13 protein-coding genes are annotated in these 14664 nt (G+C 55.0%); 8 read left to right on the plus strand and 5 right to left on the minus strand.

The window, feature by feature from the left end:
- The first annotated feature begins 221 nt into the window (after positions 1–221).
- The gene (nadB, locus tag ACSVHP_RS13755) at positions 222–1841 is read left to right on the plus strand and encodes an L-aspartate oxidase (protein ID WP_447552177.1); all 1620 of its coding nucleotides are present in this window, start codon (positions 222–224) and stop codon (positions 1839–1841) included.
- Here nadB and trmN read toward each other — a convergent pair.
- Positions 1826–2563, minus strand: coding sequence for a tRNA(1)(Val) (adenine(37)-N(6))-methyltransferase TrmN (trmN, locus tag ACSVHP_RS13760; protein WP_447552178.1), 738 nt, complete (start codon positions 2561–2563; stop codon positions 1826–1828). The two genes, nadB and trmN, sit on opposite strands and share 16 nt — an antisense overlap.
- Before the next feature lie 132 nt (positions 2564–2695).
- Here trmN and srmB point away from each other — a divergent pair, with 132 nt between their 5' ends.
- A complete protein-coding gene (srmB, locus tag ACSVHP_RS13765; protein ID WP_417315506.1) occupies positions 2696–4024 on the plus strand; it encodes an ATP-dependent RNA helicase SrmB in 1329 nt (442 codons plus the stop codon).
- 52 nt (positions 4025–4076) lie between these two features.
- Here srmB and grcA read toward each other — a convergent pair whose 3' ends face one another.
- Positions 4077–4460: an autonomous glycyl radical cofactor GrcA gene (grcA, locus tag ACSVHP_RS13770; protein WP_234671410.1), complete on the minus strand. Its 384-nt coding sequence runs from the start codon at positions 4458–4460 to the stop codon at positions 4077–4079.
- A gap of 313 nt (positions 4461–4773) precedes the next feature.
- Here grcA and ung point away from each other — a divergent pair, with 313 nt between their 5' ends.
- Entirely contained in the window at positions 4774–5463 is a 690-nt protein-coding gene (ung, locus tag ACSVHP_RS13775; RefSeq protein ID WP_447552179.1) for a uracil-DNA glycosylase, read from the plus strand.
- Between the two features lie 52 nt (positions 5464–5515).
- On the opposite strand, the gene ACSVHP_RS13780 is transcribed toward ung, so the two are convergent.
- Positions 5516–6646 carry a tRNA/rRNA methyltransferase gene (locus tag ACSVHP_RS13780; protein ID WP_447552180.1) on the minus strand — a complete coding sequence of 377 codons (1131 nt, stop codon included), beginning with the start codon at positions 6644–6646 and terminating at the stop codon, positions 5516–5518.
- A 206-nt stretch (positions 6647–6852) separates the two neighbouring features.
- Between ACSVHP_RS13780 and trxC the strand changes: the two genes are divergently transcribed.
- The 5 genes from trxC to ACSVHP_RS13805 all read left to right on the plus strand — a co-directional run bounded on the left by trxC (position 6853) and on the right by ACSVHP_RS13805 (position 12574).
- Positions 6853–7272, plus strand: coding sequence for a thioredoxin TrxC (gene trxC / locus ACSVHP_RS13785; RefSeq protein WP_234671413.1), 420 nt, complete (start codon positions 6853–6855; stop codon positions 7270–7272).
- Between the two features lie 69 nt (positions 7273–7341).
- The gene (gene tapT, locus ACSVHP_RS13790) at positions 7342–8040 is read left to right on the plus strand and encodes a tRNA-uridine aminocarboxypropyltransferase (protein ID WP_447552181.1); all 699 of its coding nucleotides are present in this window, start codon (positions 7342–7344) and stop codon (positions 8038–8040) included.
- Positions 8041–8075: 35 nt separating this feature from the next.
- Complete coding sequence (locus ACSVHP_RS13795) at positions 8076–10739, plus strand: bifunctional acetate--CoA ligase family protein/GNAT family N-acetyltransferase (protein ID WP_447552182.1); 2664 nt, start codon at positions 8076–8078, stop codon at positions 10737–10739.
- Between the two features lie 111 nt (positions 10740–10850).
- Positions 10851–12206: a CDP-diacylglycerol--serine O-phosphatidyltransferase gene (pssA, locus tag ACSVHP_RS13800; RefSeq protein WP_234671440.1), complete on the plus strand. Its 1356-nt coding sequence runs from the start codon at positions 10851–10853 to the stop codon at positions 12204–12206.
- A 44-nt stretch (positions 12207–12250) separates the two neighbouring features.
- Positions 12251–12574 carry a YfiM family lipoprotein gene (locus tag ACSVHP_RS13805; RefSeq protein ID WP_234671427.1) on the plus strand — a complete coding sequence of 108 codons (324 nt, stop codon included), beginning with the start codon at positions 12251–12253 and terminating at the stop codon, positions 12572–12574.
- On the opposite strand, the gene ACSVHP_RS13810 is transcribed toward ACSVHP_RS13805, so the two are convergent.
- Both ACSVHP_RS13810 and ACSVHP_RS13815 read right to left on the minus strand, forming a co-directional pair.
- The gene (locus tag ACSVHP_RS13810) at positions 12571–13878 is read right to left on the minus strand and encodes an MFS family transporter (RefSeq protein WP_447552183.1); all 1308 of its coding nucleotides are present in this window, start codon (positions 13876–13878) and stop codon (positions 12571–12573) included. The two genes, ACSVHP_RS13805 and ACSVHP_RS13810, sit on opposite strands and share 4 nt — an antisense overlap.
- 150 nt (positions 13879–14028) lie before the next feature.
- Positions 14029–14481 (minus strand): DUF4385 domain-containing protein, encoded by a 453-nt coding sequence (locus ACSVHP_RS13815; RefSeq protein WP_447552187.1) that lies wholly within the window; start codon positions 14479–14481, stop codon positions 14029–14031.
- Positions 14482–14664 lie beyond the last annotated feature (183 nt).

Below are 14664 nucleotides of genomic sequence, written 5' to 3' on the forward strand. Positions count from 1 at the left end.
TCTGCTTTTTAACCGTCAGAAGAGTAACGCAACACAGGCTTTATTTCACCACAAAATCTGAAGCTAACGATCTGCTTCGCAAAATATTTTCATAGATTTACCGGTTTTAAACATCACAAACCGAGTTTAGCCGTTACAACACCGTATAAAAAAACAGGTGCGATATCTCACATTCAGGTGCTATTCTGGCCAAACAATGTTTAGTAAATTAAACAAACATCATGAACACACCAGCAGATTTGAATTGCGATGTCCTGATCGTCGGTAGCGGTGCAGCCGGGTTATCACTGGCGCTTCGCCTGGCCGAAAATCAGAAAGTTACCGTACTCAGCAAAGGCCCTATGAGCGAAGGCTCTACCTTTTATGCGCAGGGCGGAATTGCCGCCGTGTTTGATGAAACGGACAGCATCGCCTCACATGTGGAAGATACCCTGATTGCCGGGGCGGGCATTGTGGATGCACATGCCGCCGAGTTTGTCGCCAGTAACGCCCGACACTGCGTACAGTGGCTTATCGATCAGGGCGTGCTGTTTGATACCCATATCCAGCCTAACGGCGAAGAGAGTTACCATCTTACCCGCGAAGGCGGCCACAGCCACCGCCGCATTCTTCATGCCGCAGATGCCACGGGTAAAGCGGTTGAAAACACGCTGGTCAGCAAAGCGCTGAGCCATCCTAATATTCAGGTGCTGGAGCGCAGTAATGCGGTCGATCTGATTATCTCCGACAAAATTGGCCTGCCCGGCACGCGTCGCGTGGTGGGTGCCTGGGTCTGGAATCGGAATAAAGAACGGGTTGAAACCTGCCGGGCAAAAGCCGTTGTGCTGGCAACCGGCGGGGCCTCTAAAGTGTATCAGTACACCACTAACCCAGATATCGCCTCTGGCGACGGTATCGCAATGGCCTGGCGCGCAGGCTGCCGGGTGGCAAACCTGGAGTTTAACCAGTTCCATCCTACGGCCCTCTTCCACCCGCAGGCGCGCAACTTTTTGCTGACCGAAGCCCTGCGCGGCGAAGGCGCCTATCTGAAACGCCCGGACGGCTCGCGCTTTATGCCGGACTTCGATGAGCGGGGTGAACTTGCGCCGCGCGATATCGTCGCCCGAGCGATCGACCACGAGATGAAGCGGCTGGGTGTTGACTGCATGTATCTGGATATCAGCCATAAACCGGCGGAGTTCGTTCGTCAGCACTTCCCGATGATCTATGAAAAGCTGCTGAGCCTGGGGATCGATCTCACCCGCGATTGGGTGCCGATTGTCCCTGCCGCGCACTATACCTGCGGGGGCGTGATGGTTGACGATAACGGTCGCACCGACGTCGACGGCCTTTATGCTATCGGCGAAGTGAGCTATACCGGGCTGCACGGCGCGAACCGCATGGCATCGAACTCGCTGCTGGAGTGTCTGGTTTACGGCTGGTCAGCGGCGGAAGATATCACCAAACGCATGCCTTACGCTCGCCAGGCCGAACGCCTGCCCGCCTGGGATGAGAGCCGCGTGGAGAACCCGGATGAGCTGGTCGTTATCCAGCACAACTGGCACGAGCTGAGGCTCTTTATGTGGGATTACGTCGGAATTGTGCGCACGACTAAACGCCTGGAAAGGGCGTTGCGCCGTATCACGATGCTCCAACAGGAGATCGACGAGTATTACGCGAACTTCCGCGTATCAAATAACCTGCTGGAGCTGCGCAATCTGGTGCAGGTGGCTGAGCTGATCGTTCGCTGCGCCATGATGCGTAAAGAGAGCCGGGGTTTGCACTACACCCTGGATTATCCGGAACAGCTGGAGCATTCCGGCCCGTCGGTGCTCTCCCCGCTGGCTTACATAAACAGATAAAACGGCTGGGTCAGCGCGGTGTAATCTTCGGAGTAACGCTGGTCTGGCCCGCGGATCACCATTCGGTCGTTAAAGCACTCGCCCTCTTTTGGCGAAAGCGCCAACAGCACGCGATGCGGCATTCGCCCTTCGGTGTCGGCAATGTCGGTGCGTAAACGCAGCGACCAGCCAATCTCACGGGCGATCTCGATAAAGGTGTTGCCCGTGCTTTCTGGCAGCACCACGCAGAAAAATCCCTCTTCAGAGATTAAATTTGCCGCAGCGGCCAGCAGCGCCCGGTGATCGAGTGAGGCCGTATAGCGCGCCTGCGCGCGTTCCGGCGTTCCGCACTCCACGCCGGCTTCGTAATAAGGTGGGTTGCTGACGATAAGATCGTAGCGGGCGGTTTGCTCCTGCGCCCAGACCAGCACGTCGGCGCATTGAACCTTGATCCGGTCTGCCCAGGGGGATTCCGCCGCGTTTTCGCTCGCCTGCATCGCCGCCTGCGCGTCCAGCTCAACGGCGTCGATGGTGACATGTTGCTCGGTTCTTTGCGCCAGCATAAGCGCCTGTAATCCGCTTCCGGTGCCGATATCAAGAATGCGCTTTACGCCTGCGACCGGCGCCCAGGCCCCCAGTAAAATACCATCCGTGCCGACCTTCATTGCACAGCGGTCGTGGGCGACAAAAAATTGTTTAAACGTGAAGCCATCGCGGCGCAGCTGCGCTTTGAGTTGAGACATGACGGAGCAACCTTCTAAATGAAACTGGGGTAGCATAGGGGAAAGCGAAGTGGTCGAAAAGCGATATCCATACAAACAGATGAAGATTACAGCCGTAACGTCTATAATCAGCGCCCCACACAGAGGTAGAACATGACTGTAACGACTTTTTCCGAACTTGAACTCGATGAAAGCCTGCTCAATGCATTAGAGAGCAAAGGCTTTACACGCCCGACCGCCATTCAGGCAGCGGCCATTCCGCCTGCGCTTGAGGGCCGCGATGTGCTCGGTTCTGCGCCAACCGGCACCGGTAAAACAGCAGCCTACTTGCTGCCTGTGTTGCAGCATCTGCTCGACTTTCCACGAAAAAAATCCGGCCCGCCGCGCATCTTGATCCTCACGCCAACGCGTGAACTGGCGATGCAGGTTGCCGATCACGCTCGCGAGCTGGCGGCGAATACCCATCTGGATATCGCCACAATCACTGGCGGCGTTGCGTATATGAACCACGCCGAAGTGTTCAGCGAAAACCAGGATATCGTGGTCGCGACCACCGGTCGTCTGCTGCAATATATTAAAGAAGAGAACTTCGACTGCCGCGCGGTCGAAACGCTGATCCTCGATGAAGCCGACCGTATGCTGGATATGGGCTTCGCGCAGGACATCGAACACATTGCGGGTGAAACGCGCTGGCGTAACCAGACGATGCTGTTCTCTGCCACTCTGGAAGGGGACGCCATCAAAGACTTCGCGGAGCGCCTGCTGGAGGATCCGGCTGAGGTCTCAGCAACGCCGTCTACCCGCGAGCGTAAGAAGATCCATCAGTGGTATTACCGCGCGGATAACTTCGAACACAAAGTTGAGCTGCTCAAACACCTGCTGAAACAGGAAGATGCCACCCGTACCATCGTGTTCGTGCGTAAGCGCGAGCGTGTGCACGAGCTGGCAGAAATCCTGCGTAACGCCGGGATCAACAACTGTTATCTCGAAGGCGAGATGGCGCAGATCAAGCGTACCGAAGGCATCAAACGTCTGACCGACGGGCGCGTTAACGTGCTGGTGGCAACGGATGTTGCGGCTCGCGGTATTGATATTCCGGACGTGAGCCACGTCATTAACTTCGACATGCCGCGCAGCGGAGATACCTATCTGCACCGTATCGGTCGTACCGGCCGTGCGGGTCGTAAAGGGACGGCAATCTCTCTGGTCGAAACGCATGACCATCTGCTGATGCTGAAAATTGGGCGTTATATCGAAGAGCCGCTGAAGTCCCGCGTGATTGCAGAGCTTCGCCCAACGACGCGCGCGCCAAGCGAAAAAATGACCGGTAAGCCGTCGAAGAAAGTACTCGCGAAACGTGCTGAGAAAAAGAAAGAAGAGAAAGAGAAGCCGCGCGTGAAGCAGCGCCATCGTGATACCAAGAACGTCGGTAAGCGCCGTAAGCCAAGCGGAACGCCACCAGCGTCCCAGTCTGAAGAGTAAAAAAAAGCCGGGTTATACCCGGCTTTTTATTTCGCTCCCGTGACTCAAAGCCTTACAGGCTTTCAGTAAAGGTACGAGCAATAACGTCGCGCTGCTGTTCTGGCGTCAGAGAGTTGAAACGTACCGCGTAGCCAGACACGCGAATGGTCAGCTGTGGGTATTTTTCTGGATGCTCAACCGCGTCCATCAGCGTTTCACGACGCAGAACGTTAACGTTCAGGTGCTGACCACCTTCCACGCGAACTTCTGGCTTAACTTCCATTGGAATTTCGCGGTATTCGATTTCGCCCAGTTTGTTCACTGGCACAATCTCGTCTTCTGCAAAACCGGCTTTCGCTACTACACAGCGCGCTTCGCCTTTCTCGCTGTCCAGCAGCCAGAAAGAGTTCAGCAGGTCGTCGTTTGCAGCTTTAGTAATTTGGATACCTGTAATCATGTGATGCCTCCCTTGGGCTACATTAACTGGTGTCGGCCTCACGCGGCCAATTGGTAAAACCATTGTTGCTTGTGTGTATATATAACAGTCAGGCACCCGGCATTCATTGATTTAAATCAACAAAAATACCAACCACATAAAGAGTGTGGTTTGATTTTATTGTTTTAGATCAATTTCAACCCGCCAAAAGCTCAACCTATTTTGTATTATTTCAAATTAAATTTAATGACTTAGCCTCGAATCCCACGGTGAATTTTGCTCGTGGGACGTAAACAGGTAAGCTAGACCCAGATGAGATTCGCAGGAGAGCGAGATGACGACCCCTTTAACCTGGCACGACGTGCTGGCAGACGAGAAACAACAGCCCTACTTCGTAAATACACTCAGCACCGTGGCGATGGAGCGTCAGTCGGGCCAGACGATTTACCCGCCGCAGAAAGATGTGTTTAACGCCTTCCGCTTTACCGAACTGAACGACGTCAAAGTGGTGATCCTCGGGCAAGATCCTTACCACGGCCCCGGTCAGGCACACGGTCTGGCGTTTTCCGTACGTCCGGGCATCGCTATCCCGCCTTCTTTGCTGAACATGTATAAAGAGCTCGAAGGCACCCTCCCCGGCTTCACTCGTCCAAATCATGGCTACCTCGAAAGCTGGGCGCGTCAGGGGGTTCTGCTGTTGAATACCGTGTTGACGGTACGCGCAGGCCAGGCGCATTCACACGCCAGCCTGGGCTGGGAAACCTTTACCGATAAAGTCATCAGCCTGATCAATGAACACCGCGAAGGCGTCGTGTTCTTGCTGTGGGGATCGCATGCCCAGAAGAAAGGAGCGATTATCGACCGGGAAAAACATCACGTGCTGAAAGCCCCGCACCCGTCCCCGCTGTCTGCGCATCGCGGTTTCTTTGGCAGTAATCATTTTGTTCTGGCGAATGAATGGCTGGAAAAACGCGGCGAAAAGCCGATTGACTGGATGCCTGTGTTATCGGCAGAGAGTGAGTAAGATTTAATAAAGGCCGGGTAAAGCGAAACCGCTTACCCGGCACACGTCAGGCTTATGCCTTGTTCTGACGCCACCATTCGGCCAGCAGTACGCCGGTCGCAACGGAAACGTTCAGACTTTCAACATTGCCCGTACCGTCAATGGATACGCTCAGATCGGCGCTCGACAGCGCTGCTTCAGACAGACCGTCACGCTCCTGACCCAGCACCAGCACCATCTTACGCGGCAGCGTCGCTTTAAACAGCGGCGTCCCGGCGTGGCTGGAGGTGGTTACAATGGCGTAGCCCGCTTTACGGAACTGCTCGATAGCATCCAGAACGCTATCGCCCGTGATAGGCTGCACGTGCTCAGCACCGCCTTCCGCAGTACGGATTGCCGCACCGGATTCCAGCAGCGCTGCATCCTGCAACAGCACACCTTTCACGCCGAAGTGCGCACAGCTGCGCATCATCGCGCCCAGGTTATGCGGATTGCCCACGTCTTCCAGCGCCAGAACGCAGTCGTCCTCGTCAGCCTGGCTCACCCACTGCTGAACGGTCGTGCCGTTACGTTTTTTGATCAGGAAGCACACGCCGCCGTGGTGCTCCGTGCCGGACGCTTTGGTCAGCTCGGCATCATCTACCACGTGGTAGGCTTTGCGGTTTGCCGCCATCCAGCGCAGCGCTTCTTTAAAGCGCGGGGTTACGCTCTGGATAAACCAGGCGCGAACGATACACTCAGGACGGCTCAGGAACAGCGCCTGACAGGCGTTTTCACCGTAGACGCGGGTCTCTTCCGCGCGCTGACGGCGCAGCACTTCAGGATCGATAAAGCTTTTACCGCTGATCCCGCCGTGATCGGCTTTTTCAGGCGCTTCTTCGCCCGGTGCGCGGGACACCGTGCGCCATGGGGATGAATTGTCGCGTGAGAAATCATCACGCGGACGATCGTCGCGTGGACGGTCACTGCGTGGGCGGTCGGAACGCGGACGGTCATCGCGTTTGCGATCGTCACGTTTGCGGTCATCGCCGCGGTTATTTCTGTCATCGCGGGCGGGGCGACGGCCACCGTCTGCACGAGAAGACGCCGGACGCCCGCCACCTTTTCCGGTACGCGGATTTTGGGTGCGTTTATCAGAGTCATCATCACTGCGGACATACATCACTTTGACCTTGCCGCTTTTGTTTTTTAATTCGTCGTTCATGCTTTTCTCCACCAGCGCTGCGCGAAGCGCGCAGATTACCCGATGTGCAAGCTCATAGCCATTAATTCGTACAAAAGCCTGTGACTATTGTTCTCATTGAATAAAACGCATTGTCGTTTCAAACAGCCTCAATGATAATATGTAACATCTTGGAAACAAAATCGGCATTCCGCCGCTCTGTCACACTGTTCTATCAGAGGTTAGTTATGAATACCGTATGTGCCAACTGTCAGGCTCTAAACCGCATTCCAGAGGACCGGATTGATGATGGTGCGAAATGCGGGCGTTGCGGTCATGAACTCTTTGACGGCGACGTTATCAACGCGACGGACGCGACGCTGGACAAACTTCTCAAGGACGATCTGCCGGTGGTTGTCGATTTCTGGGCACCCTGGTGTGGCCCGTGCAAAAGCTTTGCGCCCGTCTTTGAAGATGTTGCCGAAGAGCGCAGCGGCAAGATGCGTTTCGTGAAAGTGAACACCGAAGCGGAACGCGAGCTGAGCGCCCGTTTCCGTATCCGCAGCATTCCGACCATTATGATTTTCAAAAATGGCGAAGTGATCGACATGCTTAACGGCGCGGTCCCGAAAGCCCCGTTCGAAAGCTGGCTCAACGAATCCCTGTAACAATCGCGGGGCACGTCTTGTGCCCCGTTCCCGCCTCTGCGAAAATGGCGTTTTTCCTGCATTTCGCCCATGACTGATAACGCCGTTCTTCAATTACGCGCCGAACGCCTTGCGCGTGCGACCCGTCCTTTTCTTGCTCGCGGCAACCGTGTTCGCCGCTGTCAGCGCTGCCTTCTGCCGCTAAAAGTTTGCCTGTGCGAAACGCTGGCAACCGCCGACGCGCGCAGCCGTTTTTGCCTGGTGATGTTCGATACCGAACCGATGAAGCCCAGCAATACCGGTCGGCTGATTGCCGATATTCTGCCGGAAACGGTGGCGTTTCAGTGGTCACGTACCGAGCCGCCCCAGGCGTTGCTCGACCTGGTCGCCGGCGATGAGTATCAGCCTATGGTCGTTTTCCCGGCCTCGTATGCAGGTGAGCATCGGCAGGTGCTCTCTGCGCCGCCTTCGGGCAAACCGCCGCTGTTTATTATGCTGGACGGCACCTGGACCGAAGCACGGAAAATGTTTCGTAAAAGCCCTTACCTGGATGCGCTGCCGGTCATTTCGGTCGACCTGTCTCGCGTATCGGCCTATCGACTGCGCGAGGCCCACGCAGAGGGTCAATACTGCACGGCGGAAGTGGCTATCGCCCTGCTGGATTTAGCGGGAGATACCTCTGCGGCCGGTGCCCTCGGCAGACATTTTTCCTGTTTTCGCGAGCGCTATCTGGCAGGAAAAACGATTCATAAGGGCAGCATCACAGCAGACGAAGCAGAAAGCGTTTAAAATCATCAGGTCACTCGCCTTTACAGGAGATCTGCATGAGCCAGCGAGGGTTAGAAGCGCTACTGCGCCCTAAATCCATTGCCGTAATCGGTGCGTCAATGAAGCCTGACCGCGCAGGTTATCTGATGATGCGTAATCTGCTGGCCGGGGGATTCAACGGCCCCGTCTTACCCGTCACGCCCTCCTGGAAAGCGGTGCAGGGCGTGCTTGCCTGGCCTGACGTGCAGAGTCTTCCTTTTGTGCCGGATCTGGCCGTGCTCTGCACCCACGCGAAGCGCAATCTGGATCTCCTCGAATCGCTTGGGCAGAAAGGATGTAAAACCTGCATTATTCTCTCTTCTCCGCCAGAGCAGCAGGCTGAGCTTCTCGCCTGCGCCGGTCGCTATCAGATGCGGATTCTGGGGCCGAACAGCCTCGGTTTACTCGCCCCCTGGCAGGGGTTGAACGCCAGCTTTTCGCCCGTGCCTATCCGCAAGGGCAAGCTGGCGTTTATTTCCCAGTCTGCTGCGGTGTCCAACACCATTCTCGACTGGGCACAGCAGCGCGAGATGGGCTTTTCCTACTTTATTGCGCTGGGCGACAGCCTGGATATTGATGTCGACGAGCTGCTGGACTTCCTGGCACGAGACAGTAAAACCAGCGCGATCCTGCTCTATCTTGAACACTTAAGCGATGCGCGGCGTTTTGTCTCTGCCGCGCGTAGCGCATCGCGTAATAAGCCCATTCTGGTCATCAAAAGTGGCCGCAGCCCGGCCGCACAGCGGCTTTTGCATTCGCATTCAGGAATGGATCCCGCGTGGGATGCCGCCATTCAGCGTGCGGGGCTGCTCCGCGTGCAGGATACCCATGAGCTTTTCTCGGCCGTTGAAACGCTGAGCCATATGCGCCCGCTGCGCGGCGAAAAGCTGATGATTGTCAGTAATGGCGCGGCCCCTGCGGCGCTTGCGCTGGATGAACTGTGGCTGCGAAACGGTAAGCTGGCATCGTTAAGTGAAGAGACTCTTCAGCGCCTGCGCGATGCGCTGCCTGCCAGCGTTACCCCCGGCAACCCGCTGGATCTGCGCGATGATGCCAGCAGCGAACGCTATATCAACGCCGTCAGGATTTTGCTCGACAGCCAGGACTTTGACGCGCTGATGATCATCCATTCCCCGAGCGCCGTTGCGCCCGGCAGCGAGAGCGCGCGTGCGTTGATTGAGGCCGTGCGAAATCATCCGCGCGGGAAATATGTCACCCTGCTCACCAACTGGTGCGGTGAGTTCTCTTCGCAAGAGGCCCGGCGGCTTTTCAGTGAGGCGGGGCTTCCTACCTACCGCACGCCGGAAGGCACCATTACCGCGTTTATGCATATGGTGGAATACCGCCGTAACCAGAAACAGCTGCGCGAAACCCCGGCGTTATCGGGCAGTCAGACGGCAAACGCCGTGGATGTCCGCAGCCTGCTGCAACGCGCCATTCAGGAGGGAGCAACGTCGCTGGATACGCATGAGGTACAGCCGATTCTGGGCAGCTACGGCATGCAAACCCTGCCCACCTGGATTGCCAGCGACAGCGCTGAGGCCGTGCATATTGCCGAGCAAATCGGCTATCCGGTTGCGTTAAAACTGCGCTCGCCGGATATCCCGCACAAATCTGACATTCAGGGCGTTATGCTCTATTTGCGCACCGCAGCGGAGGTTCAGCTGGCGGCAGACGCCATTATCGATCGCGTAAAAATGGCCTGGCCACAGGCGCGGATCCACGGCCTGCTGGTCCAGAGCATGGCTAACCGCGCGGGCGCGCAGGAGCTGCGGGTCGTGGTTGAGCACGATCCGGTCTTTGGCCCGCTGATTATGCTCGGCGAAGGGGGCGTTGAATGGCGCCCTGAAGAACAGGCCGTCGTCGCTCTCCCGCCGCTAAACATGAACCTGGCGCGCTACCTGATTATTCAGGCAATCAAAAGCAAAAAAATTCGCGGACGGAGTGCGCTTCGCCCTCTCGATATCGCCGGCCTCAGCCAGTTTTTAGTGCAGGTTTCAAACCTGATTGTTGATTGCGCGGAAATTCAGCGGCTGGATATTCACCCGCTGCTCGCCTCCGGCAATGAGTTCACGGCTCTGGACGTGACGCTGGATATTGCGCCGTTTGAAGGTGACAACGAAAGCCGACTGGCGATCCGCCCCTATCCGCTTCAGCTTGAAGAGTGGGTTGAAATGAAAAACGGTGAACGGGTGCTGTTCCGCCCTATCCTGCCAGAGGACGAGCCGCTGCTGCGGGCCTTTATCTCCCAGGTCACCAAAGAAGATCTTTACTATCGCTACTTCAGTGAGATCAACGAATTTACCCATGAAGATTTAGCCAACATGACCCAGATCGACTACGATCGTGAAATGGCGTTTGTTGCTGTTCGTCGTGTTGATGCAGAGGAAGAGATCCTCGGCGTAACAAGGGCTATCTCGGATCCTGATAACGTCGATGCCGAATTTGCCGTGCTGGTACGCTCGGATCTTAAAGGTCTGGGCCTGGGCAGGCGGCTGCTGGAAAAACTCATCGGTTATACGCGCGATCACGGACTGTTGCGTTTAAATGGCATTACTATGCCTAACAATCGCGGGATGGTAACGCTGGCGCGCAAACTGGGATTTGACGTTGATATCCAGCTGGATGAAGGCATTGTCGCCCTTGCGCTGAGCCTGAATCCGACGGATAAACAAGAGTAACCTACTGGAAATGTTAACCACTTTGGACGGCACTGGTGGTATCATTGTCCGCTTATGTTGTTTGCCTGGTACAGACAACCCTTCAATGAAACAGAGAAGAAACGCACTGTGATGTTGTCAAAATTTAAGCGTAATAAACATCAACAACACCTTGCTCAACTACCGAAGATTTCTCAGTCAGTTGATGATGTAGAGTTCTTTTATGCTCCCGCTCATTTTCGGGAGACTCTTCTGGAAAAGATTGCCAGCGCGACACGACGCATTTGCATTGTCGCGCTTTATCTTGAACAGGATGAAGGTGGCCGCGCAATCCTGAACGCGCTTTATGAGGCGAAACGTCTTCGCCCTGAACTCGATGTACGCGTGTTAGTGGACTGGCATCGTGCGCAGCGTGGACGTATCGGCGCGGCAGCTTCCAATACTAATGCTGACTGGTATTGCCGCACTGCCCAGGAAAACCCCGGTGTCGATATCCCGGTTTACGGCGTGCCCGTCAATACCCGTGAAGCGCTCGGCGTTCTTCATTTTAAAGGCTTCATCATTGATGATAGCGTGCTGTACAGCGGCGCAAGCCTGAACGATGTTTACCTGCATCAGCTTGATAAGTATCGCTACGATCGCTATCACCTGATCCGCAATGCGCAGATGGCCGACATCATGTTCAACTGGGTGGATAAAAACCTGGTGCATGGCCGCGGCGTCAACCGTCTTGACGATCCGCACCGCCCGAAAAGCCCCGAGATCAAAAACGACATTCGTCTTTACCGTCAGGAACTGCGCGACGCGGTTTATCATTTCCAGGGCGATGCGGGCAACGATGGACTCTCCGTCACGCCGCTGGTCGGGCTGGGCAAATCGAGCCTGCTGAATAAAACCATCTTCCACCTGATGCCGTGTGCCGAGCAAAAGCTCACGATCTGCACGCCTTACTTCAACCTTCCTGCGGTACTGGTTCGTAACATCATCCAGCTGCTGCGCGACGGTAAGAAAGTCGAGATCATCGTGGGGGATAAAACGGCTAACGACTTTTACATTCCGGAAGATCAGCCGTTCAAGATCATCGGTGCATTACCCTATCTTTATGAGATCAACCTGCGTCGTTTCCTGAGCCGCCTACAGTATTATGTGAATACCGACCAGCTGGTTGTGCGACTCTGGAAAGATGAAGATAACAGCTACCATCTTAAAGGGATGTGGGTCGACGACGAGTGGATGCTGTTAACCGGTAATAACCTGAACCCGCGCGCCTGGCGCCTGGATCTGGAAAATGCCATCCTGATCCACGATCCGCAGCATGAGCTGGCCGCAAAGCGTGAACGTGAACTGGAGTTGATCCGCACGCATACCACCGTGGTGCGCCATTATCGCGATCTTCAGAGCATTGCCGATTATCCGGTGAAGGTCCGCAAGCTTATCCGCCGTTTGCGTCGTATCCGCATCGACCGTCTCATCAGCCGTATTCTGTAAAAGCAGGCCCTGTCATCGACGGGGCCTTTTTCATGGAGTGAATCATGCGCATCCCGCTTCTTCTCACAATCTTGTGCCTGACCGGGTGTAGCCATATGGCTAACGACAGCTGGTCTGGTCAGGATAAGGCTCAGCACTTTATCGCCTCAGCGATGCTGTCGGCTGCCGGAAATGAGTATGCCCAGCATCAGGGCTACAGCAGAGATCGCAGCGCGGCCATCGGCTTTATGTTCTCCGTCAGTCTGGGTGCGTCGAAAGAGCTGTGGGACAGCCGCCCGGCGGGGAGCGGCTGGAGCTGGAAGGACTTTGCCTGGGACGTAGCCGGCGCAACGACCGGCTATGCCGTATGGCAAATGGCCCATAACTAGAGGCGGATCCCCTTCCCTTTACGGTGCAGCATCAGCGAAACGACAAAGGCCACAGCTCCCATCACGGTGACATACCAGAAGAAGGTTGTTTCACTGCCCACCGACTTAAGCGAGAGCGCAACGTACTCCGCCGATCCGCCAAACAGCGCATTCGCCACTGCATAAGACAGCCCTACCCCGAGAGCACGAACCTGTGCCGGGAACATTTCGGCTTTCAGGATCCCGCTGATAGAGGTGTAGAAGCTGACAATCACCATTGCCACCATAATTAATGCGAAAGCGGCGTAGGGAGAGGTCGTATGCTGTAGCGCCGTCAATAAAGGCACGGTGCCTATCGTGAGTAAACCGCCGAAAATTAACATTGATGTCCGGCGACCAATTTTGTCCGACAGCGCGCCGATAATTGGCTGGATAAGCATAAAGATCAGCAACGCCACCGTCATCACTACGCTGGCAATATTGGCATGCATCCCGGTGGTGTTGACCAGGTACTTTTGCATATAGGTGGTGAAGGTATAGAAGCTCAGCGATCCTGCGGCGGTAAAGCCTAATACCATCAAAAACGCCTTACGATTTCGCCATAGCCCTTTCATTGAGCCCGCTTCTTTAAGCGCCCTGACCTCCTGCTGCGACGTTTCATCAAGCTGGCGACGCAGCCAGAGCGCCACAACGGCCAGCGCGGCCCCCAATGCAAATGGGATGCGCCAGCCCCAGGCACGTAAATCTTCATCGCTCAGGACCTGCTGAAGTATCACCACAACCAACAGCGCAAGCAGTTGTCCGCCGATGAGCGTCACATACTGAAACGATGCGTAGAATCCCTTACGGCCTTCAACTGCGACTTCACTCATATAGGTAGCGCTGGTGCCGTACTCACCTCCGACAGACAGGCCCTGGAACAGACGAGCCAGCAACAGCAGCGCCGGAGCCCATGTTCCAATTACGTCGTATCCGGGCAGGCAGGCAATCACCAGCGAGCCGACGCACATCATGCAAACGGATATGAGCATGGATGTTTTACGCCCTCTTCTGTCGGCGATCCTGCCGAACAGCCATCCTCCAATAGGACGCATTAAGAATCCGGCGGCGAAGACACCTGCGGTTTGCAGAAGCTGGGTGGTGGTATTACCTGATGGGAAAAAGATATGTGCAAAGTAGAGCGAGCAAAATGAATAAACGTAAAAATCAAACCACTCGACAAGATTACCCGATGAGGCCCCAACGATTGCCCATACCCGACGGCGGGTGTCGTGAGCCTTTAAGTTTGTCTTTTCCGTATCTGGACTTGCTACGGTTTCTGTCATTTTAAATCCCCTGTCTCACAAAGCGGGCCATTGCCCACCAACAGTAAAACTGGATTTAAAACGAATCGTTAGGTAAATAAAATGTTTCAAATGTGTTTCATTTGATTCTGTGAACTGGATCAGATATTGAATTATTAGCTGACATACTAATTAGCCCCACCTGCTCTGGTGCGCTTTTTTTCTACGTAGATAATCTTCATCCGCGCGAATCTTGTCCCACCATTCTTTAAACACCGCAGCGGCTTCTGCTTTTACTGGATCATGATCAAGCGGTTTTACTTTACGCTCCTCATCATACTTTTTACCCCCTTTATGATTTGCATATCGGCGGGCGCGCGTATAACCCATCTGTATGAATTTTCGCGCCATATCCATGCCCACAAAGTCATTTTTCTGTCGGTATTCCTCAAACAGATCATATATTTCTTGTGCAGAACGCGCTGCGACTTCAGCATTTTTATAACGCCAGTGAGGGAGAATTTCACTTTTATACGGTTCTACCATCAAAACGCCCTGCTCGCCGCGGCCTACCTGATAAAGATCGGGACGATCGCGAAAGTTAATGCTGGTAAAGTCTTGCTGATAATCAAAGGGACGTGTCAAAGCGGCACCATTGTTAAAAAAGAATTTTAACAATTGTAGGTTGGGTAAGGTTAAGCCGCCACCCGGCTGTGTATGTTGCGCCGCCCAAAGCAAAAAACCCCGCACCTTTCGGTACGGGGTTTTTCTTGATTGATGCCTGGCAGTTCCCTACTCTCACATGGGGAGACCCCACACTACCATCGG

The sequence above is a fragment of the Enterobacter sp. 186315 genome, from assembly GCF_053290175.1.

Bases quoted from the DNA above. Each gene is read 5' to 3' on its own strand.
- trmN (WP_447552178.1), bottom strand. From the start codon at position 2,563: ATGTCTCAACTCAAAGCGCAGCTGCGCCGCGATGGCTTCACGTTTAAA.
- ACSVHP_RS13805 (WP_234671427.1), top strand. From the start codon at position 12,251: ATGCGCATCCCGCTTCTTCTCACAATCTTGTGCCTGACCGGGTGTAGC.
- srmB (WP_417315506.1), top strand. From the start codon at position 2,696: ATGACTGTAACGACTTTTTCCGAACTTGAACTCGATGAAAGCCTGCTC.
- pssA (WP_234671440.1), top strand. From the start codon at position 10,851: ATGTTGTCAAAATTTAAGCGTAATAAACATCAACAACACCTTGCTCAA.
- tapT (WP_447552181.1), top strand. From the start codon at position 7,342: ATGACTGATAACGCCGTTCTTCAATTACGCGCCGAACGCCTTGCGCGT.
- ACSVHP_RS13780 (WP_447552180.1), bottom strand. From the start codon at position 6,646: ATGAACGACGAATTAAAAAACAAAAGCGGCAAGGTCAAAGTGATGTAT.
- ACSVHP_RS13795 (WP_447552182.1), top strand. From the start codon at position 8,076: ATGAGCCAGCGAGGGTTAGAAGCGCTACTGCGCCCTAAATCCATTGCC.
- trxC (WP_234671413.1), top strand. From the start codon at position 6,853: ATGAATACCGTATGTGCCAACTGTCAGGCTCTAAACCGCATTCCAGAG.
- nadB (WP_447552177.1), top strand. From the start codon at position 222: ATGAACACACCAGCAGATTTGAATTGCGATGTCCTGATCGTCGGTAGC.
- grcA (WP_234671410.1), bottom strand. From the start codon at position 4,460: ATGATTACAGGTATCCAAATTACTAAAGCTGCAAACGACGACCTGCTG.
- ung (WP_447552179.1), top strand. From the start codon at position 4,774: ATGACGACCCCTTTAACCTGGCACGACGTGCTGGCAGACGAGAAACAA.
- ACSVHP_RS13810 (WP_447552183.1), bottom strand. From the start codon at position 13,878: ATGACAGAAACCGTAGCAAGTCCAGATACGGAAAAGACAAACTTAAAG.